Origin of the sequence: Aeromonas sp. BIGb0405, assembly GCF_024807335.1 — a bacterium.
In the GTDB taxonomy this organism is placed as follows: Bacteria; Pseudomonadota; Gammaproteobacteria; order Enterobacterales; family Aeromonadaceae; genus Aeromonas; species Aeromonas rivuli.
Genome location: NZ_JANUEP010000005.1, coordinates 239,347 through 259,428, shown reverse-complemented (window position 1 = coordinate 259,428; position 20,082 = coordinate 239,347). Strand labels below are relative to the sequence as shown.

General features: G+C 61.9%; 14 protein-coding genes. 10 read left to right on the top strand and 4 right to left on the bottom strand.

Annotated elements, in window-relative coordinates:
• Positions 1-10: 10 nt before the first annotated feature.
• From M2366_RS14140 to tldD, 9 genes are all read left to right on the top strand, one after another.
• Positions 11-4,315 carry a DUF6701 domain-containing protein gene (locus M2366_RS14140; protein WP_259270012.1) on the top strand — a complete coding sequence of 1,435 codons (4,305 nt, stop codon included), beginning with the start codon at positions 11-13 and terminating at the stop codon, positions 4,313-4,315.
• A gap of 216 nt (positions 4,316-4,531) precedes the next feature.
• Positions 4,532-5,572 carry a rod shape-determining protein gene (locus M2366_RS14135; protein ID WP_005308111.1) on the top strand — a complete coding sequence of 347 codons (1,041 nt, stop codon included), beginning with the start codon at positions 4,532-4,534 and terminating at the stop codon, positions 5,570-5,572.
• 41 nt (positions 5,573-5,613) lie between these two features.
• Positions 5,614-6,498: a rod shape-determining protein MreC gene (mreC, locus tag M2366_RS14130; RefSeq protein WP_042044347.1), complete on the top strand. Its 885-nt coding sequence runs from the start codon at positions 5,614-5,616 to the stop codon at positions 6,496-6,498.
• Positions 6,498-6,983: a rod shape-determining protein MreD gene (gene mreD / locus M2366_RS14125; protein WP_042044346.1), complete on the top strand. Its 486-nt coding sequence runs from the start codon at positions 6,498-6,500 to the stop codon at positions 6,981-6,983. Before mreC ends, mreD begins: the two co-directional genes overlap by 1 nt.
• Positions 6,984-6,985: 2 nt before the next feature.
• Positions 6,986-7,573 (top strand): nucleoside triphosphate pyrophosphatase, encoded by a 588-nt coding sequence (locus tag M2366_RS14120; RefSeq protein WP_259270011.1) that lies wholly within the window; start codon positions 6,986-6,988, stop codon positions 7,571-7,573.
• 86 nt (positions 7,574-7,659) lie between these two features.
• The gene (gene rng, locus M2366_RS14115; RefSeq protein WP_042044344.1) at positions 7,660-9,129 is read left to right on the top strand and encodes a ribonuclease G; all 1,470 of its coding nucleotides are present in this window, start codon (positions 7,660-7,662) and stop codon (positions 9,127-9,129) included.
• A complete protein-coding gene (locus tag M2366_RS14110) occupies positions 9,129-13,025 on the top strand; it encodes a YhdP family protein (protein WP_259270010.1) in 3,897 nt (1,298 codons plus the stop codon). The genes rng and M2366_RS14110 overlap by 1 nt, the downstream gene beginning before the upstream one ends.
• A gap of 33 nt (positions 13,026-13,058) precedes the next feature.
• The gene (locus M2366_RS14105) at positions 13,059-13,865 is read left to right on the top strand and encodes a carbon-nitrogen hydrolase family protein (protein ID WP_259270009.1); all 807 of its coding nucleotides are present in this window, start codon (positions 13,059-13,061) and stop codon (positions 13,863-13,865) included.
• Between the two features lie 234 nt (positions 13,866-14,099).
• A complete protein-coding gene (gene tldD, locus M2366_RS14100) occupies positions 14,100-15,548 on the top strand; it encodes a metalloprotease TldD (RefSeq protein WP_259270008.1) in 1,449 nt (482 codons plus the stop codon).
• Positions 15,549-15,622: 74 nt separating this feature from the next.
• Here tldD and M2366_RS14095 read toward each other — a convergent pair whose 3' ends face one another.
• Positions 15,623-16,318, bottom strand: coding sequence for a MarC family NAAT transporter (locus tag M2366_RS14095; RefSeq protein ID WP_042044340.1), 696 nt, complete (start codon positions 16,316-16,318; stop codon positions 15,623-15,625).
• A gap of 145 nt (positions 16,319-16,463) precedes the next feature.
• Positions 16,464-17,780, bottom strand: a complete 1,317-nt coding sequence (locus M2366_RS14090; protein WP_259270007.1) for an MFS transporter — start codon at positions 17,778-17,780, stop codon at positions 16,464-16,466.
• A 153-nt stretch (positions 17,781-17,933) separates the two neighbouring features.
• Between M2366_RS14090 and M2366_RS14085 the strand changes: the two genes are divergently transcribed.
• Complete coding sequence (locus M2366_RS14085) at positions 17,934-18,641, top strand: adenine nucleotide alpha hydrolase (protein WP_259270006.1); 708 nt, start codon at positions 17,934-17,936, stop codon at positions 18,639-18,641.
• Positions 18,642-18,710: 69 nt separating this feature from the next.
• Here M2366_RS14085 and M2366_RS14080 read toward each other — a convergent pair whose 3' ends face one another.
• Together M2366_RS14080 and M2366_RS14075 are read right to left on the bottom strand one after the other, a co-directional pair.
• Positions 18,711-19,577 (bottom strand): neutral zinc metallopeptidase, encoded by an 867-nt coding sequence (locus M2366_RS14080; protein ID WP_259270005.1) that lies wholly within the window; start codon positions 19,575-19,577, stop codon positions 18,711-18,713.
• A 113-nt stretch (positions 19,578-19,690) separates the two neighbouring features.
• Positions 19,691-19,966 carry a hypothetical protein gene (locus M2366_RS14075; protein WP_042044336.1) on the bottom strand — a complete coding sequence of 92 codons (276 nt, stop codon included), beginning with the start codon at positions 19,964-19,966 and terminating at the stop codon, positions 19,691-19,693.
• Between the last annotated feature and the right edge of the window lie 116 nt (positions 19,967-20,082).

Genomic DNA, 20,082 nt, shown 5'->3' with positions numbered 1-20,082 from the left:
GTGAGCTCCCATGATGCCCCGCTTGAGTTCCGCCCTCTGGCTGGCTCTGGTCTGGTGCTCCGCCTCTGTGCAGGCCGCCAGCCAGTGTACAGCGGCCTTCGCCTATCCGGTTCAGAGCCACGCCTCTCCCGGTCGACTCACCATGAGTGGCGAGAGTCGGATCACCAGCGCCACCGTGGATACCAATTATCCCTTCCTGGGCAAAACCATCCAGCCGAACGCCAACTGCAACAATGGCGGCTATTGGAACGGGGGAACCTGGGTCTCCAACTGCAACGTCAGCGGTGCCTTGGCCAGTCCTCTCAAGGATGTGGCCTTTATCAGTGATCCCGATGATTTCCCGGCTGACCCTGGTGGCTTCCCCACCTTCAGCAGCCAGCGTGACCTGGCGTGTACCAACGCCATCTCCCCCGCCGCCAGGCAATACAGGGATGCCAACTGGAGCAATCAGAACTGCGAGGCTACCCTGCGTGCTGGACAAACGTACTATTTCGAGACGCTCTCCCTGTCTGGTGGCGCCGTGCTCAACCTCAATGGCTCGACCGTCTATGCCAAGACGGTGCAAGTCACGGGGTACTCGGATGGCATCAAGGGCAGTGGTAACCTGCACGTCAATGCGCTGACGGTCTCCGGCAACGGCAAGCTGTCCGGGGCGAACGTCACCGTCTACGACAACCTGGTGCTCTCGACCAGCTCGATTGGCAATGTCACAGCCAGTTTCCAACCTCATTATGTCGACAGAGTCACCCTGAGTGAGCAGAGTCAGATGACCATGGCGGCGGGGGACTGGGCCATCAAGGAGCTGACGGTGGAGGACAACAGCGCCATGACGCTGCAGGGGCAAAGTACCCTCGGCGTCTATGGGCTCAAGATGAAAGGCCAGGGCAGGATCAGCGCGGCGGGTAGTCGCGGCGATCTGACCCTCCAACTGCATCAGACTCTGGACGTGAGCGACAACGGTGTCATCAATGGTTACTTGCAGGCCCCTTATGTCAGGACCTTCAAACATCAGAGTTCCTCCGACATCCAGCTCTACTTTCGTGGCGGCAGCCACTGGATCGAGAAGCTGGAGCTTGGCCGCAACGACAAGCTGATCTTCGATACCGGTGTCGCTGCCCAGCTTTACCTCAAGAGTGACCTGACCCTGAGTGACCAGATGGAGGTCAATGCCGGGGGCAAGGCCAACGACCTGATGCTCTACCACTTTGGCAAAGTCACCATGAGCGACAATGGGAAACTCAACGCCATCCTCTATGTGAATGCGGGCGATCTGGCCATGAGCGGACAGGCCCAGTTGACGGGGGCTGTGTCGGCGGTCAATGTCACCATGACGAACAACAGCAAGGTCATCCATGAACCTTTCGTCGGCGACTGGCCCGGTATCTGTGAAGAGGATTTGACCTGTTTCAGCGATGACTTCTCCGCCAGCTCCCTCAGCAACAACTGGGTGGTGGCGCGCAGCAGTGGCAACTTTACCCCCTCCATCGTCAATGGTCGGCTCGGCATGACCCAGGCCAGCACCAGGCAATCCACCTCCGCCACTTATCAGCGGCTGTTCCCGGCGGCCAACAACCTGGTGACCATAGAGTTCGATCAGTATGCCTATGGCGGCAATGGGGCGGACGGCATGGCCGTGGTGCTGTCCGATGCCAAGGTGACCCCGCAACCCGGCGCCTTCGGTGGGCCCCTCGGTTATGGCTTCAAGCCTGGCGTGAACGGTTTCGCCGGCGGCTGGCTCGGGGTGGGGATAGATGAATATGGCAACTTCTCGGGTGAGGGCGGAACGCTCAACAAGGGGCAGCGCAGGCAGTCCGTGGTGGTGCGAGGTTCGGGGTCAGGTACCAGCGGCTACAACTATCTGAAAGGCACCTGCAACGATGGCAGCAGCAACGCCAGCGGCAACTGCCTCGCGCCGACCGTGGACAGCGGCTCGGATGGCAATCGATCCCATCGTTACCGACTCACCATAGATTCACGTACCAGCGGTCAGTCCATGGTCAAGGTGGAGCGCGACACGGGGAGCGGTTACAGCACACTGATCGACAGCTTCAATGCGGCTGCCCAGAGTGGTCAGGCGGCCATCCCGGAGGATCTGATGTTGTCACTGACAGGTTCGACAGGGGATCTGACCAATGCTCACCAGATAGATAACGTCCGGATCTGTGCCATCAACTCCAACCCGGTGGGCACCCAGATCGATCACTTCGAGTTCGATCACGGCGGCAATGCCCTGACCTGCAACCCGGAGACCCTGACCATACGGGCCTGCGCCAATGCTAGCTGTAGCCAGTTGTTCACGGATCCGGTGAGCGCCACCCTGACGCCTCTCAAGAGTGGCAGCAACGGCTGGGTGGCCAGCAACCAGGTGAGCTACAACGGCAACAGCGCCATGGTGAGCTTCAGCGGTGGCAGCACCTCAATGCAACTGCGCAACAACCTGGCGAGCGCCATGACGGTGGGGGTGAGCGGTTCGACGCCATCCACCAAACCCCTCAGCACCACCCTCTGCCGGGCAGGGGCAGGGGCGCTCAGTACCGCCGCTTGCACCCTCAATTTTGCCGACAGTGGTTTTGTGTTCGATGTGCAGGACACCCTGGCCAACAAGCCGCAGGATGTGGTGATGAAGGCGGTCAAGAGGGACAATGCGAGCCAGCAGTGTGTGCCCGGTTTTGCCAATGTGAGCAAGCCGGTCAGCTTCTGGAGTGACTATGTGAACCCGGCGAGCAATGCCTTCGGCAGCAGGGTGACGGTCAATGGCAGCGCCATCGCCACTAGCCAGGCGGCCGGACAGGCTAGCCCGCAGACGCTGACCTTCAATGCCCAAGGGGAGACGACTCTGACGGTCAACTATCCGGATGCGGGCAAGATGCAGCTCAACGCCCGCCACGATGGCAGTGGCGATACTGCGGGACTGGTGATGACAGGGTCAGATCTCTTTGTCAGCCGTCCGGTGGGGCTCTGCATCAAGGCTCCACAAGGGGAATGCGTCCCCAGTGCCAATGCGACCAATGCTGATTACGCCAGTTGCCCGGTGTTCAAGAAGACCGGTGAGGCGTTCCAGCTGGATATCAAAGGGGTGGCCTGGCAAGCGGACGATGACAAAGACTTGTGCCGCGACAATCTGGCGACCCCCAACTTCGTGCTGGCCAATATTGCCCTCGGCAGCACGTTGGTGGCGCCCAAACCCGGGGTGGAGGCGGCGATAGGTACGCCCCGCTATGACCATTCCAATCTGAAGGGCAGCAATAACCTCAACGTCATCAGTCAGTCGGTCAGCGAGGTAGGGGTATTCAGCATGGTGGCGACGCCACCGGCAGCAGGTTATTTCAACTACACCATACCCGCCGCCAGCAGCGTGCCGGTGGGGCGCTTTATTCCGGTGGATTTCAATCTGGTCAGCGGCGACATCCTACCTGCCTGCGGTGATTTCTCCTATATGGGGCAACCCTTCAATACCGAGTTGCACATTCAGGCCCGCAATCAGGCGGGCGCCGTGACGCAAAACTATTGGGGGGACTTCGCCAAGGGGAATGCCTATCTGACCACGGCCAACAACAGCGATGGGGTCTCGCTCTCTGCCCGGCTGCGTAGCCTGGGGGATCTGCCCTGGGAGGCGGGGAAGGCCGACTTCATCGGGCCGACCGAGTTTGTGAGGCTGTCCGATACCCAGCCCGATGGCCCCTATCGCGCGCTGCTGTTTGGTCTCTACATGCAGGACGGCGATGGCGAAAGGACCCTGATCGCGGCGCCGGATTTCAATGCCCAGCAGGTAGGGCCCTGCAGCGGGTCGGGCTGCAATGCCCGGCTGATAGATAACCGGCCCATGGAGGCCTATTTCGGCCGGATACAGGCCGGTACGGTGCAGGGGGTCGCTTCGGCGCCGCTGACGGTGCCGCTGGAGCTGCAATATCATGAAGCGGGCAACTGGCACAGGCAGTGGGCTGACCAATGCACTCGGCTCTCTCTGCTGGATGAAGGGGTCGTGTTTACCGATAGCAGTCAGCACTTCGATGCAGGGAGCGGGGATCTTGACCTGGGGTCTAACGTCAAGATCCGGCTCGGACTGGGCGAAACGGCGCCGGGAGCCATGACGGCGATGGCCCACGAGGGTGAGATAGGTTTCCAGTTTGCCGCCCCGGAGAGAGCGGTGCGCATTCCTTTCCGTATCGATCTGAGCCAGCAGCCCGAGTCAGAACTGCAGCCAGGACGGCGGCCGCTCTGGCTTTCCGACCCTGACAGTCTGGATGGCATGGCGATTTTCGGGATTGGTCGCGGTAATGACAGAATTATTTATCGCCGGGAAGTGATGCCCTGAAATGGATATGCGGGCGAGGATCGGGGCAGTTTGGCATGAGTGCGCGGCTTATCTCCTTGTTTCTTAGTGTTTGTCGGCTTGGGCCAGTGAGTGATGACTCGCATTTTTGTCGCGCTTGATTGATTGGTGACAGTTTGAGCGCTTGCCGATTGGGGTGGGCATTGGTAAAGTTAGCCGGTTTTCCGCACCTCCAAATTCTTAGGATTTCCCGTAGCCATGTTCAAAAAGCTCAGAGGCGTCTTTTCCAACGATCTGTCGATCGACTTGGGAACTGCCAACACCCTGATCTACGTAAAAGATCAAGGGATCGTCCTTAACGAACCCTCAGTTGTCGCCATTCGCCAAGAGCGCGGGAACGCCAAATCGGTCGCTGCCGTCGGTCATGCCGCCAAGCAGATGCTGGGCCGTACCCCAGGCAACATCTCCGCCATCCGTCCGATGAAAGACGGCGTCATCGCCGACTTCTACGTGACCGAGAAGATGTTGCAGCACTTCATCAAACAAGTGCATGACAACAACTATTTCCGCCCCAGCCCCCGTGTGCTGGTGTGCGTACCCTGCGGCTCCACTCAGGTAGAGCGTCGTGCCATCAAGGAATCCGCACTGGGCGCCGGCGCCCGTGAGGTTTACCTGATCGATGAACCCATGGCTGCCGCCATCGGTGCCGGCTTGCCGGTCTCCGAAGCGACCGGCTCCATGGTGGTCGATATCGGTGGTGGTACCACGGAAGTGGCCATCATCTCCCTGAACGGCGTGGTCTACTCCCAGTCCGTGCGGATCGGCGGCGACAAGTTCGACGAAGCCATCATCAGCTACGTGCGCCGCAACTACGGCAGCCTGATCGGTGAAGCCACCGCCGAGCGCATCAAGCACGAGATAGGCTCCGCCTACCCGGGCGAAGAGGTGCGCGAGATCGAAGTCCGCGGTCGCAATCTGGCCGAAGGGGTACCGCGCAGCTTCACCCTGAACTCCAACGAGATCCTGGAAGCGCTGCAAGAGCCGCTGTCCGGTATCGTCTCCGCGGTCATGGTGGCCCTGGAGCAGTCCCCGCCGGAACTGGCGTCCGACATCTCCGAGCGCGGCATGGTGCTGACCGGTGGTGGCGCGCTGCTCAAGGACATCGACCGTCTGCTGATGGAAGAGACTGGCATTCCGGTCGTCGTGGCTGAAGATCCCCTCACCTGTGTCGCCCGTGGCGGCGGCAAGGCGCTGGAGCTGATCGACATGCACGGTGGCGACCTGTTCCACTACGAATAAGACCCAAAGCCGGCCGAGCGCCGGCTCTTTTTTGACGACACATGAAACCCATTTTTGGTAGAGGCCCTTCGCTTCAGTTACGGTTGTTTCTCGCCGTCATCATCTCGGTTGCTGCCATCGTTGCGGATTCCCGCTTCGGTGTGTTCACGCACGTCCGCGTCTATCTGAGCTCCCTCGTCAGCCCGCTGCAATATATCGCCAATGCCCCCAGCTCCCTGCTCGACACCATGTCGACCCAGGTGCAGACCCGATCCAGTCTCATCGAACAGACCAAGCAGCAAGAACAGCAGTTGTTCACCCTGCGTTCCCGTCTGCTCAAGCTGGATCATCTGGAGCATGAGAATCAGCGGCTGCGGGAATTGCTTGGCTCTCCCGTGCATAACGAGTCCCGCAAGATGGTGGCCGAGCTGCTGTCGGTGGATTCCGACCCCTTCAGCCATCAGGTGCTGATCAACAAGGGGGCACTGGATGGCGTCTATAACGGCCAGCCGGTGATCAACGATCAGGGGGTGATAGGTCAGGTGCTGCACGTGGGCTCGACCACCAGTCGGGTGCTGCTCATCACCGATACCAGCCACGGTATTCCGGTACGGGTGCTGCGCAATGATCTGCGCGCCATCGCCTCCGGCAGCGGCGAGCTGGACAAGCTGGAGCTGCGCAACCTGCCGCGCAATACCGACGTCCAGGTCGGTGATCTGCTGGTCACCTCGGGTCTGGGTGGCCGCTTCCCGGAAGGTTATCCGGTGGCGACTGTGACCCGATCTGACTATGTGGAGGGCAAGCCCTTCGCCCAGATAGAGGCCAAGCCCCTGGTGGCGCTGGACAGATTGCGTTACCTCTTGCTGCTCTGGACTGACAAGAAGCCCGAAGTCCACGATGAAGAGGCCGCTGCGCCCGCGACCTCGGCCGCGGGGGCGACCCGCTGATGCTGGAACCCGCTAGCGGGCGACTCTGGATCTGGGTCTCGGTCATGTTGGCCCTGAGCCTCTCCATCATGCCGCTCCCTTTTCAGTTCGAGCCCTTCCGGCCGGACTGGCTCGCCATGGTACTCATTTACTGGGCGCTGGCCTTGCCCCACAGGGCCAATGTCGGCACCGCCTGGGTGGCCGGTCTGCTGCTGGATGTGCTGCTGGGCAGCACCCTGGGTGTGCGGGCCATGGCCATGGCCATCACCACCTATCTGGCTGCCTTCCAGTTCCAGAAGATCCGCAACTTCTCCCTCTGGCAGCAAGCCCTCATCATAGGTCTGCTCTCCCTGGTGGGTAAGGTCGCCATCTTCTGGTCCGAGCATCTGTTTGGTCGTGCCAGCCTCAATCTGGCCTATTTCTGGTCCACCCTCTCCACGATGTTAATATGGCCTTGGGTGTTTCTGGTGCTGCGCAAAGTGCGCCGCCGCTTTAATATCAAGTGATTATGAGCAAACATAACGAACTGCAACTCTATCTCGCCTCTGGCTCTCCCCGTCGCAGGGAACTGCTGACCCAACTCGCTTACCGCTTTGAGGTACTCAGGCTGGATGTGCCGGAACAGCGTCTCGAGGGTGAGAAGCCCCAGGATTACGTCTGCCGCCTCGCCCGTGACAAGGCGATGACCGGTGTGGCCGCGGCCCCGACCGCATTGCCGGTGCTGGGTGCCGACACCATAGTGGTGCTGGGGGATCGGGTGCTGGAGAAGCCCTCCGATCTGCTCGATGCCAAAGACATGCTGGAGGCACTCTCCGGTCGGGTGCATCAGGTGATGACGGCGGTAGCCCTGGCGACGAAAGAGCGTTGTGACGTGCGACTGGTGACCACCAATGTGGCCTTTCGCAAGCTGGATGAGAGCGAGATTGAGGCCTACTGGCGCACCGGTGAGCCCTGTGACAAGGCCGGGGCTTATGGTATCCAAGGGATAGCTGGCAAGTTTGTCAGCCGCATTGAGGGCAGTTACAGCGCCGTGGTCGGCCTGCCCTTGCTGGAGACGGATCTGTTGATCAAGGCACATCTGGAACAGGCGGGCTGAGTCTCTCTCCGCGTTTACCCTGTTACCTCCGCCCCTGTTCCGGATGGGCTGCCCAGAATTCAAAACTAGAACAGACAAGGTAACTTATGTCGGTAGAACTGCTGGTAAACGTCACTCCCTCAGAGACCCGGGTCGCCTTGGTCGAGAATGGCCTGCTGCAAGAAGTGCACGTAGAGCGCCAGGCCAAGCGTGGCATAGTGGGCAACATCTACAAGGGCAAGATCAGCCGGGTGCTGCCTGGCATGCAGGCGGCCTTCGTCGACATCGGCATGGACAAGGCCGCCTTCCTGCACGCCTCCGACATAGTGCCCCACACCGAGTGCGTGGCGGTCAAGGAGAAGGAGCAGTTCCAGGCGGGCAACATCGCCGAGCTGGTCCGTCAGGGGCAGGACATCATGGTGCAGGTGGTCAAAGATCCCCTGGGCACCAAGGGCGCCCGTCTCACCACCGACATCACCCTGCCGTCCCGTTATCTGGTGTTCATGCCGGGCAGCGCCCACGTCGGTGTCTCCCAGCGGATCGAATCCGAGGCCGAACGTGAGCGCCTCAAGCGCACCGTGGCCGGCTATGTGGACGATCTGGGCGGCTACATCATCCGCACCGCCGCCGAAGGGGTGGGGGAGCAGGAGCTGGAGCAGGATGCCGCCTTCCTGAAACGGCTGTGGCGCAAGATCCTGGAGCGCAAACACAAGTACCCCCCCTGCAAGATCCTCTATGAAGATCCCAGCCTCGCCTTTCGGGTGGTGCGTGACTTCGTCGGTGCCGAGCTCGACAAGATCCGGGTCGATTCCAGGCAGAGCTTCGAGGCGCTCAAACGCTTCACCGAGGAGTATGTGCCCGAGCTTGCCAGCAAGCTGGAGTCCTATGCGGGGGAGTCGCCCATCTTTGATCTCTACGACGTGGAGAACGAGATCCAGCGTGCCCTGGAGCGCAAGGTGGAGCTGAAATCCGGCGGCTACCTCATCATCGATCAGACCGAAGCCATGACCACGGTGGACATCAACACCGGCGCCTTCGTCGGCCACCGCAATCTGGAAGAGACCATCTTCAACACCAACGTCGAGGCCACCGCCGCCATCGCCCGTCATCTGCGGCTGCGCAACCTCGGCGGCATCATCATCATCGACTTCATCGATATGCAGTCCGAGGATCACAGGCGCCGGGTGCTGCACAGCCTGGAGCTGGCCCTGGCCAAGGACAGGGCCAAGACCAACGTCAACGGCTTCTCCCAGCTCGGCCTGGTGGAGATGACCCGCAAGCGCACCCGGGAGAGCCTGGAGCATGTGCTCTGCTCCGAGTGCCCCGAGTGCAAGGGGCGCGGCCGGGTCAAGACGGTGGAGTCGGTCTGCTTCGAGATCCTGCGGGAGATCATCCGCGTCAACCGTGCCTACGATGCGGATCAGTTCACCGTCTATTCGGCCCCTGCCGTGGCGGACTATCTGCGCGGGGAGGAGTCCCACAGCCTGGCCGAGCTGGAGGTGTTCATCGGCAAGCAGGTGCGACTCATCAGCGAGCCGCTCTGTGGTCAGGAACAGTTTGATGTGGTGATGATGTAGTGATCCACCGCTGGTTGAGTCGGGGCTGGCTGGCCCTCGGAGTCTGCTTCGTGCTGCTGGCGCTGCTGGTCAGCCTGGTACGCCTTGGCGGCCCCCTGATCAACCAGCATCGCCAGGCCCTGCTCGATCATCTGCTCGCGGGCAGCCAGCTGGAGGCCAGCGTCGACGCCGTCGGCCTGGACTGGACCCAGAGTGGCCCCGCCTTGGCCCTGACCAACTTCACCATAGCCCCGGATTCGGGGCGTTTTGCCATTCGCCTCGGCAAAGTCTGGGCTCACCTCGATTTCTGGCAATCTCTGCAGCGGCTGAGGCCCGTGTTTGGCGAGTTGCAACTGAGCGATGGCGATATCCACCTTGATCTGAGCCAGCCTGCCGTGGAGCAGAAAGAGAAGCCCCATGACCAGCAGCGGGCCCTGCTGCGTTTCTTGCTGACCCAGCTCGACACCTTCGATGTGCACAACACCCGCGTCAGCATCACCACTGCCCTGGGCGCGGTGCGGGCGCTGGATGTGGCCAACTTGCGCTGGCGCAACAGCGGCAAGCGCCACCAGGGGGTGGGCAAGGCGTATCTGGTCAACGGGGTGGGGGATAGCACCCTGGATCTGATCCTGGATGTCACCAACCCGGCACGCAGCTTCGACAGGCTGGAGGGGCAGCTCTACCTTGGCGCCAAGCAGCTCGATCTGGGCCCGCTGCTGGCCCGCATCCATACCGGTGAGCCCAAGGTTGACGGCCAGCTCGACTTCCAGCTCTGGAGCAGCTTCGCCGGTGGCCAGATTGGCAACTCCCTGCTCGCGTTTGGTAACAACTACCTCATCTGGAAAGATCCCAAACAGGGCGAGACGCACCATCTGGGTCTGCAGGGCGGTAAAGTGCAGCTGCGTCGGGACGGGGATGACTGGCAACTGGCCAGCCACGAAATGACCTTCAAGCTCGACGGCAAACCCTGGCTGCGCAGCAGGTTGCAACTCGAGCGCATCGGCGACCGGATCCAGGGTTATGTGCCCGCCGTGGATCTCAAGCAGGCGGCCAGCCTGAGCCAGCTGGTCTCTGGCCTCTACCCCGCGTTGACCGAGACCCTCAAGCAGACCCAGCCCGAGGGGGAGATCAAGGAGCTGTTTTTGCAGGCCGCCGGAGATTGGCAGGGACTCTCGCTGCGGGGGGATCTCGCTCACCTCAAGCTCAAGGCGTGGCAGGATGTGCCCGGCGTGCAGGATCTGAACGGCGAGTTCTGGCTCACTCCGACCGGCGGCAGCGCCCGACTGCGGATGAGCAAGGACAAGCTGGACCCGGCCCGTCACTTCAAGCGCGTCATCCCAATCGATGATTTCTCGGCTCGCCTCGACTGGTGGCGCGATCCAGAGGGTTGGGTGCTCTACGGTCAGGATATTCTCCTCGATAACCCTGACTTGAGTCTGAGCAGCCGTTTTCGACTCGATTTGTTCGCACACCCCTTCCTGGCCCTGACCGGCCATGTTGACGTCAAGAATGCGGCCCACGCCGATGGCTACTTCCCCCTCGCCGTGATGGGCAAGAGCCTGGTCGATTACCTGAGCGCTGCCATTCAGGGCGGTCAGGCCAAGGGGGCCGACCTGCTCTGGTACGGCGAGTTCAAGGACTTCCCTTATGCCAAGGGAGAGGGCATCTTCCAGGCGGCCGTGCCCCTCGAGCGGGCGCGCTTCCAGTTCGATCCCGGCTGGCAGCCTCTCACCGACTTGCAGATAGACTTGCTGTTCCAGAATGCCAGCCTGGATATGCGCAGCCACGCTACCCGGCTCGGCAAGGCGGGATCGGACGATGTCCATGCCTGGATCCCGGATCTCTACCCCGGAGCCCATCTCTACATAGACGCCAAGGTGGCGGGGGAAGGCAAGGCCATCAGCGACTACCTGCAAGCCTCGCCCCTGAAGGACTCGGTCGGTCAGGCCCTGGGCGAACTGGAAGTGCGCGGCCCGCTCAAGGGGACGGTCAAGCTCGACATTCCCCTGGATGGCAAGGGGGAGGTCAAGGCCGAGGGCCACGCAGATTTCGATGGCAACAAGGTGCGGGTTGCCTCCCTGAACCTGCCTCTGGAACAGGTGCAGGGCCGCCTCGAGTATGACAATGCCCAGACCCGCTTCAAGGGGCTCAAGGCCAGACTCTGGGACCAGCCCCTGACTCTGGATTATCACGGCAGGCAGCAGCCTGGGGTCTATAAGGTTGACCTTGATTTCAAAGGGAATTGGGACAGCGCCCGCCAGCCAAAGCAGATAGGCGACCTGGCCATCTTGCGAGGACGCAGCAACTGGCGCGGCAAGCTGGCGCTGAACCTGCCAGGGGGTAAACCCTTTAACTTCCAGCTCGGACTCGATTCGGATCTGCAAGGCATGGCCCTGGAGTTGCCTGCCCCCCTCAACAAGGCGGCTGGGGTGCGCCAACCCCTTAACGTCACGGTACGAGGGCAGAGCGGGGTGGCCGAAATCCATGGCGCCCTGGGCACAGATGTTGCGCTGCAAAGTAGCCTGGTCTATGGCGAAGCCAGCCCCTATCTGAGCCGCTTGCGGCTGGACGTGGGCGGCGCCGGTGGCAGGGCGCTGCGCGACAAGCCCATGCTGATCGCCATCAACCAACCCAATGCCGATGTGGCGGGCTGGATTGCCAAGCTCAATCGCTGGTTACCGGAGCACGGAGACCAGGGCCCGGCCCTGGTGGGGCCAGCCTTCTTGCCGTCAGATTGGTGGGTGGATAGCCAGCTGGCACAGGCGAGTCTGGGCAGTGCCCTGCTCAAGGCCGTGCACTTCACGGTCGGCCCCGTCGCCGGGGCGACCGAGGTGATGATCGACAGCCCCGATGTGATGGGGGTAGTGCGACTCCCCCTGGCGGACAGTCAGCCGGTCGATGCCCAGTTTGCCCGTATTCACTGGTCCGGCAATAGCCAGGACTTGCGACCCGGTGCCGATGCCAGTCAAGACAGGGCCATCATGGACGCCATGCCCTGGCTCAGGTTCAGCTGCCTGGATTGCCGCTTTGGCAGCTTGCCCCTGGGAGCGGTCAAGGGAGAGCTGGTGCCAGCCCCCGGCAAGGTAAGCCTCAAGGGGCTCGACATGCGACTGGCGAACAGCCAGCTCAGCGGCAGTGCCGACTGGATAGCGAGTGCCAGCGGCATGCAGACCCAGGCCCGGCTGGAGATAAACAGCAAAAACAGCGAGCTGCTGCTCAAGCGGCTCGGTTACACCTCCCCCATCGGCGATGCGCCCGCCAAGGCCAAGGCGAGCCTCAGCTGGCAGGATGTCCCTTATCGACTCAACCTGGCAAGCCTGAACGGCACGGCCGAGTACCAGCTGGAAGGCGGCACCCTGCGTGAGGTGAACGACAAGGGCGCCCGGCTGCTCTCTCTGCTCAGTCTGGATTCGATCCTGCGCAAGCTGCGCCTCGATTTTCGCGACGTGTTCGACAAGGGCTTCTATTTTGAGTCCATGTCCGCCACCGCCAAGATCGACAAAGGCATAGTGCAAAACAATGACTTCTACATGAAGGGCGCCGCGGGTAATCTCAGAGGCGAAGGGGTGCTGGATCTGGTCCGTTGGCACATCGATTATGAGCTGAGTTTCTCCCCCAACCTGGGGGGCACCCTACCGGTGGTGGCGGCCTTCTCGTTGACCCCCATCACAGGGCTCTACGTGTTGGCGCTCTCCAAGCTGCTCGAGCCCGTGGTGGACGTCATCACCCGCATCGATTTTCGGGTCTCAGGTCCCATCGACGATCCCAAGCTTATCGAGGCGGGACGGGACAGAGCCATGATCAAGCTCAATCAGGATCAGAAGCAGGCGGTGGAGCAGGTAGCGCCAACCCTGCCCCCCAACGAGGTGAGCCCCTTCCTGCTCAACCCCAAGCATGATGGCCCGTCCCAGCGTTGAGACCCCATCCGGATGATGAACAAGGAGTGAGTCATGTGGCTATGCGCAATGCAGTTGATCTCGGGACGACACTGGGCCGATAACAGGGCGCAGATTGCCCGCTTGCTGGCCGAGCTCCCCCCGGCGCGCCCCTTGCTGGTGCTGCTGCCGGAGAACTTCGCCCTGTTTGGCGAGCGGCAGGGTTATCTCGATGGGGCAGAATGTCTTGGCGAGGGGCCCATTCAGTCCCAGTTGGCCAGCTGGGCTCGGGAGCATGGCATCTGGCTGGTAGCTGGCGCCATGCCGACCTCCATTCCCGGCTCGGAGCATATCCACACCAGCTCCCTGGTGTTCGATCCGGCGGGGGCCCGCCGAGGTCACTATCACAAGATCCATCTGTTCGATGTGGATGTGGCGGACAACCATGGCCGCTACCGGGAGTCCGAGACCTTCAGCCCGGGTCAGGAGGTCAGCCTGACTGACTCGCCCTTTGGCCCCCTCGGCCTCTCTATCTGTTATGATCTGCGCTTTCCCGAGCTCTATCGTCGGCTGAGTGCCCAGGGGGCCCGGGTGTTGCTGGTGCCTGCCGCCTTTACCGCCGTGACCGGCGAGGCGCACTGGGAGCCGCTGCTGCGGGCCCGCGCCATCGAGAACCAGTGTTATGTGGTGGCCGCCAATCAGGGCGGCAGCCACGAGACGGGCCGCCAGACCTGGGGCCATAGCATGATCATCGATCCCTGGGGGCGGGTGTTGGCCTGCCAGGATTCGGGCCCCGCCACAGTGTTGGTGGAGATGGATCCCGGGCTTGTCGACGAATTGAAACGCACCATGCCCGTGCTGCAACACGCCCGCTTGCTCTGATGGTGTGGTGAAGAGGTGAAGAACTAAAACGCAGCCGTTTGCCGATAGTGCACCACGCCCGGTTGCTTGATTGACGTAGGGTGCAACAAGCGAAGCGCATTGCACCTGTGTCTATGTGTGGGTTGGCGATGCAGTTCACTTTGTTCATTGCACCCTACGAATACGAACTTGTCACCGGGCCACACCGGATGAATTCACCGTTACGACGTCTCGCATCGAGAGTGGAGAGAAAGATTGAGTCTATTGAATCAGGTGAGTGCCTCCCTGCTGGCGCCCAATGGGCTGGATGAAGGCCGCTTGCAACAGCTGCTCGGCAGCCTGATGAGCCACCAGGTGGAGTTTGGCGATCTCTATTTCCAGCGCAGCTGGCATGAGTCCTGGATGCTGGAAGATGGCATCGTCAAAGACGGCAGTTACAACATCGACCAGGGGGTCGGGGTACGTGCCGTCAGCGGTGAGAAGACCGGCTTCGCCTACTCCGATGAGCTGAGTCTGCGCGCTTTGGAGCAATCCGTGACCGCCGCCCGTGGCATCGCCGCCGCAGGCAGTCAGGGCAAGGTGAAGGCCTGGGCCCGAACCTCGGCCAACCTGCTCTATCCCGCCCTGGATCCTTTGCAGACCCTGGACAAGCACCAGAAGATTGCCCTGCTCGAGCAGATGGACAAGTTTGCCCGCAGTCTGGATCCGACAGTGACGCAGGTGATGGCCTCCATCAATGGGGTCTATGAAGAGATCCTGGTGGCGGCCACCGATGGCACCCTGGCCGCCGACATTCGCCCTCTGGTGCGCCTCTCGGTAACCGTGCTGGCGGAACGGGGCGAGCGCCGCGAACGGGGCAGCGCCGGGGGTGGTGGCCGCTTTGGTTATGACTGGTTCCTGGAACTCGATGGCCTTGAGAGCCGGGCTTTCGGCTTCGTGCGCGAAGCGGTACGCCAGGCGCTGGTCAATCTGGATGCCATCGATGCCCCGGCCGGTACCATGCCGGTGGTGTTGGGTTCCGGTTGGCCCGGTGTGCTGCTGCACGAGGCGGTGGGCCACGGCCTGGAAGGGGACTTCAACCGCAAGGGATCCTCCGCTTTCGCCGGTCGTATCGGTGAGCAGGTCGCCTCCAAACACTGCACCATCGTCGATGATGGCACCCTGCAGGGGCGTCGCGGCTCTGTCACCATCGATGATGAAGGGGTTCCCGGCGGCTACAACATGCTGATCGAGAACGGGATCCTCAAGGGTTATCTGCAAGACAAGCAGAATGCCCGCCTGATGGGGGTCGCGCCGACGGGCAATGGCCGTCGTGAATCCTATGCCGCCCTGCCGATGCCCCGCATGACCAATACCTACATGCTGGCGGGTCAGTATGATCCGGCGGAGATCATCGCCTCGGTCAAGAAGGGCATCTATGCCCCCAACTTTGGCGGCGGCCAGGTGGATATCACCTCCGGCAAGTTCGTCTTCTCCGCCTCCGAGGCCTATCTCATCGAGGATGGCAGGATAACCACCCCCATCAAGGGGGCCACCCTGATTGGCAATGGCCCGGAAGCCATGAGCCAGGTCTCCATGGTGGGCCGGGATCTCGCGCTGGATCGCGGGGTTGGCGTCTGTGGCAAGGAGGGGCAGAGTGTGCCGGTTGGGGTCGGTCAGCCGACCCTCAAGCTGGATCAGCTCACTGTGGGCGGTACCCAGTAAGCCTGGATGCTGGCGTTCATGACCATAAAAAACCCCGGCTCAGGCCGGGGTTTTGCATTGGGTAACACTGACGATCATGGTTTGGCGGGTAGCCGCTCCGACAAGGGGGCGGGAGCCTGCTGGGCGGAGGGTGCCGAGTGGAATACCGGATCCTGGGCGACCTCCTTGATGCCGTTGATGCAAAATTGCATCCCCATGCAAACCAGCAAGAAGCCCATGATGCGGGTCATGGCATCGATGCCTGTCTCACCCAGCAGCTTGCAGACGGGATCCGCCAACTTGAGCACGGCCCAGCTGAACAGACTCATCAGGGCGAAGGCGACCACCACCCCGCCGTAGATGGGGAGGCGGGGAGTCTCTGTGGAGAGATCCGCAATCTGGGCGGCGCCACTGATCACCAGCGCCATGGTGCCAGGGCCGCACATGCTGGGCATGGTAAGCGGCACGAAGGCAATGCTCTGGTTGGTGTCCGTCTCACCGGCCTGGGGCGGGGCCGGAAACAGCATGCGAAAACCGATGAAGCCGATGATGAGGCCGCCGGCCAGGCGCAGTCCCGGTATGGAGATACCGAACAAGTCGAGGATGGAAGAGCCGATGAAGAAGCTGACGCAGAGGGTGGCAAACAGATAGATGGCCGCGAGATTGATCTGGCGGCGTACATGCTCCCGGGACATGCCCTTGCTCAGACCCAGCAGCAGGGTCGCCGTGGTCGGCGGGTTTACCATGGGCAACAGGGCCAGCAGGGTCAGCAGTACAACCTGAAAAAACATGAGTAGCCTCGTTAGGATGGTGGTGGCGCGGGACGAAATGGCCTGCCCCGGCATCAGAAGTGCTTATATTATGCCGCTTTCACTCGATGGACACAGTATAAAGAAGCCCCGCCATGGCGGGGCTTCTGCCGTTCTCTAGGAGGCTTTATGCGACCTGGGGCGCACTCTGACGCGCGCTACGATCTCGCAGCCAGAGGAAGAGGCCGAGCAGGAAACCCAGGAGTGACAGGGCCACCACATAGTGGGAGGGAGCCAGCACGTCATCCTTCATCCAGAGGGTGACCAGCATGGGGGTCAGGCCGCCGAAGATGGCGTAGGCCACGTTGTAGGAGAACGACAGCCCGGAGAAGCGCACCACGGCCGGGAAGGCATTCACCATCACATAGGGGACAGCGCCGACAATGCCAACCGCGAAACCGACCAGGGTGTAGAGAGGGATCAGCTGTTCAGTCCCGCCCAGCAGACCGTGATAGAAGCTGTAGCTGGCTACCGCCAGCAGCAGGGAGCCCAGCATGAAGGTGGGGCCGCTGCCCAGGCTGTCGATGAGACGGCCATAGCAGATGCAGCCTAGAGTCAGGGCGACGATGGCCAGGGAGTTGGCTGACAGCGCATCGGCCGGACTGACCCCATGCAGCTTCTGCAGATAGGAGGGGGTCATCAGGATCACTACCACTATGCCGGCGGAGAGCAGCCAGGTCAGCAGCATGGAGATCAGCACGCTGCCTTTGTGCTCACGCAGCACCGTCTTGAGCGGCAGTTCGGCGGCCAGGGCCTTGTTGGCCTGCATCTCGGCAAATACCGGGGTCTCGTGCAGCCAGCGGCGCAGGTACATGGCGACGATGCCGAACAGACCGCCAAGGATGAAGGCCAGGCGCCAACCCCAGTCGCTGACATCGCTCGGGCTCATACCGCGGTTGATGGCGGTGGCCACCAGAGAACCGAGCAGTATGCCCGCGGTCAGGCCGGCGGTGAGGGTGCCACAGGCGAGGCCAACCCGGCGGGCGGGCACGTGCTCGGCCACGAAGACCCAGGCCCCCGGCACTTCGCCGCCGATGGCGGCCCCTTGCAGGATCCGCAGCAGCAGCAACAGCAGCGGGGCTGCAATGCCGAGGGTGGCATAGGTAGGCAGCAAGCCGATCAACAGGGTCGGCAAGGCCATCAGCAGTATGCTCAGGGTGAACATGCGTTTGCGGCCGATGAGATCGCCAAAGTGCGCCATGATGATGCCGCCGAGAGGGCGGGCCAGGTAGCCAGCGGCGAAGATGCCGAAGGTCTGGAACTGGCGCAGCCACTCGGGGATATCGGGTGGGAAGAAGAGCTCGCCTATCACCACGGCGAAGAAGACGAAGATGATAAAGTCGTAGAATTCGAGGGCGCCGCCCAGCGCCGCCAGGCTCAGGGTCTTGTAATCCTGTCGGTTCAGTGGGCGGGTGTGGCCATCCGTATGTGTGGCTGTTGTCATATCCTTATGTTTCCCCATCATTTTTTTAGTTATTGTTCCCCGCTCACGGGGATACGCTCAGCGTCGAGAGTATGCTTTTGTGTCCCCAGCTGTAAATCGCACAATGTGCAATACAGTCTTGCAACCTCGTGTTGACCATGAAGAGAGAAGCGAATGAACGAAATGGATAGGCCCCCTACGCAGGTCCTGCTCTCCTGGAGCAGCGGCAAGGACAGCGCCTGGGCCCTGCATCGACTGCGTCAGGATCCCGACTTTGAGGTGGTGGGCCTGTTCTGCACCCTGAATCAGGCATTCGAACGGGTGGCCATGCATGGGGTGCGGCGCGAATTGCTGCAGCGCCAGGCGCAGTGCGTCGGCCTGCCGCTCACCGAGATCATGCTGCCCTGGCCGTGCAGCAACGAAGAGTATGCCCGCATCATGGGGGAATTTGTCGCCGGGGTGCGGGCTCGGGGCATCACCCACATGGCGTTTGGCGATCTCTTTTTGGAGGACGTCAGGGCCTATCGTGAGCAACAACTGGCCAGTACGGGCATCACGGCGCTGTTCCCGCTCTGGGGCAGCGATACCCGTCTGCTGGCAAGGGAGATGATGGCGGCCGGGCTCAGGGCCCATATCAGCACGCTGGATCCGGGCAAGTTGCCAGCCAGCCTGGGGGGGCATGGCTTTGATGAGGCGCTGCTGGCGGCACTGCCTGCGGATGTGGATCCTTGCGGCGAGCGGGGGGAGTTTCACACCCTGGCGGTCGATGGCCCCATGTTCCTGCGGCCCCTCGAGATCCTGGTCGGTGAGACGGTGACCCGGGACGGCTTCGTGTTCACCGATCTGCTACCCGCCGATGCCACCAACCCTCCGCCTGGCTAGTTCGCCCGAGCGGGCTTGAGATGGTAAAAGGCCGGATCCTGGCGGGATCCGGCCCTTTTTTCCATCCGGTCAGCGATTGGCGAAGGTGTTGCAACGACCAGGATCGCCGCTGTCAAAGCCGCGCTTGAACCACTCGAGGCGCTGGGCCGAGCTGCCATGGGTGAAGCTGTCTGGCACCACGCGCCCCTGGCCTTGCTGCTGCAGGCGATCGTCCCCAATGGCCTGGGCGGCATTGAGCGCCTCTTCCAGATCACCGAGCTCGAGTATCTGCTCGCGTTCCATCTGGTGTCCCCAGACCCCGGCGAAGCAGTCAGCCTGCAACTCCAGCCTGACCGACAGCTGGTTCTGTTGAACCTGGCTCAGTCCCTGCTGCTGTTTGCGTACCTTGGTAGAGATACCGAGCAGATTCTGGACGTGATGACCCACTTCATGAGCGACCACATAACCCTGGGCGAAGTCACCATCGGCCCCCAGCTTGGTCTTCATGTCCTGATAGAAGGAGAGATCGATATAGACGGACTTGTCAGCCGGGCAGTAGAAAGGCCCCATCACCGACTGGCCCTGACCGCAACCGGTGCGAGTCGCGCCGCGATAGAGCACCAGCTTGGGGGGCTGATACTGGCTGCCGGATGCCTGGAAGATCTGCTCCCAGGTATCTTCGGTCGAGGCCAGCATCACCGAGGTGAAACGCGCCAGCTCGTCATTGGCGGGGGCTGTACCCTGCTTGTTGGGAGCGGGTTGCTGCGCCACCGACTGACTGGGATCAGTGCCATTGAGCAGCGGGCTGAGATCCACCCCGTAGTAGCCGGCAACCATGACCACCACCAGCAGGATCAAGCGTCCCTTGCCACCGATGGGCAGCCCCCCTCCGTTGCCGCCCCCCTGTTGGCGGCGATCCTCGACATTGTTGCTCTCACGACGGTTTTGCCAGCGCATGTTCACATCTCCTCAATCCGGTGGGAGTAATGATAATGGTTGCGGGGGAATTCTACCTGGTTGCCGAGCGGATGCTCCCCTGGGCATGGCTGACCCTTGGCCCAGGCAAGCGTCTATTCGGCCCAGGGCATCTCGGGCAGGCTGTCCAGGAACTGGCCATAGCGAACCAGGTTAAAGGGTCCCTGATCTGCATCCATCGCCATCAGCTCGGCACCGAGGGCACAGGCGATATATTGCAGCGCCTCTTCCCGGGCCATGCCCTTCATGGTGAGGCGCATCAGGGTCGCCTTGACCTGGAGCGGATTGCCCTCGGCCAGCTGGTTCTCCACTGTTTCCAGCAGGGTCTGTTCGTCGAAAAATTCGGTGGCATCTTGGTTATGGTCGGTCATGGTCTGGCTCTTGGCGCCCGGCGTGGGCAGGGTAGAAAACAAGGGCCGCTATTATAGCCTGCCTGAGATGCCGAGTCCGGTCCGCGTGGCGAAACCCAGGTCAAGGGGCGAACTGG

Coding starts and splice junctions, on each gene's coding strand:
- M2366_RS14140 (WP_259270012.1), top strand. CDS start 11: ATGATGCCCCGCTTGAGTTCCGCCCTCTGGCTGGCTCTGGTCTGGTGC.
- M2366_RS14135 (WP_005308111.1), top strand. CDS start 4,532: ATGTTCAAAAAGCTCAGAGGCGTCTTTTCCAACGATCTGTCGATCGAC.
- mreC (WP_042044347.1), top strand. CDS start 5,614: ATGAAACCCATTTTTGGTAGAGGCCCTTCGCTTCAGTTACGGTTGTTT.
- mreD (WP_042044346.1), top strand. CDS start 6,498: ATGCTGGAACCCGCTAGCGGGCGACTCTGGATCTGGGTCTCGGTCATG.
- M2366_RS14120 (WP_259270011.1), top strand. CDS start 6,986: ATGAGCAAACATAACGAACTGCAACTCTATCTCGCCTCTGGCTCTCCC.
- rng (WP_042044344.1), top strand. CDS start 7,660: ATGTCGGTAGAACTGCTGGTAAACGTCACTCCCTCAGAGACCCGGGTC.
- M2366_RS14105 (WP_259270009.1), top strand. CDS start 13,059: ATGTGGCTATGCGCAATGCAGTTGATCTCGGGACGACACTGGGCCGAT.
- M2366_RS14095 (WP_042044340.1), bottom strand. CDS start 16,318: ATGTTTTTTCAGGTTGTACTGCTGACCCTGCTGGCCCTGTTGCCCATG.
- M2366_RS14090 (WP_259270007.1), bottom strand. CDS start 17,780: ATGACAACAGCCACACATACGGATGGCCACACCCGCCCACTGAACCGA.
- M2366_RS14085 (WP_259270006.1), top strand. CDS start 17,934: ATGAACGAAATGGATAGGCCCCCTACGCAGGTCCTGCTCTCCTGGAGC.
- M2366_RS14080 (WP_259270005.1), bottom strand. CDS start 19,577: ATGCGCTGGCAAAACCGTCGTGAGAGCAACAATGTCGAGGATCGCCGC.
- M2366_RS14075 (WP_042044336.1), bottom strand. CDS start 19,966: ATGACCGACCATAACCAAGATGCCACCGAATTTTTCGACGAACAGACC.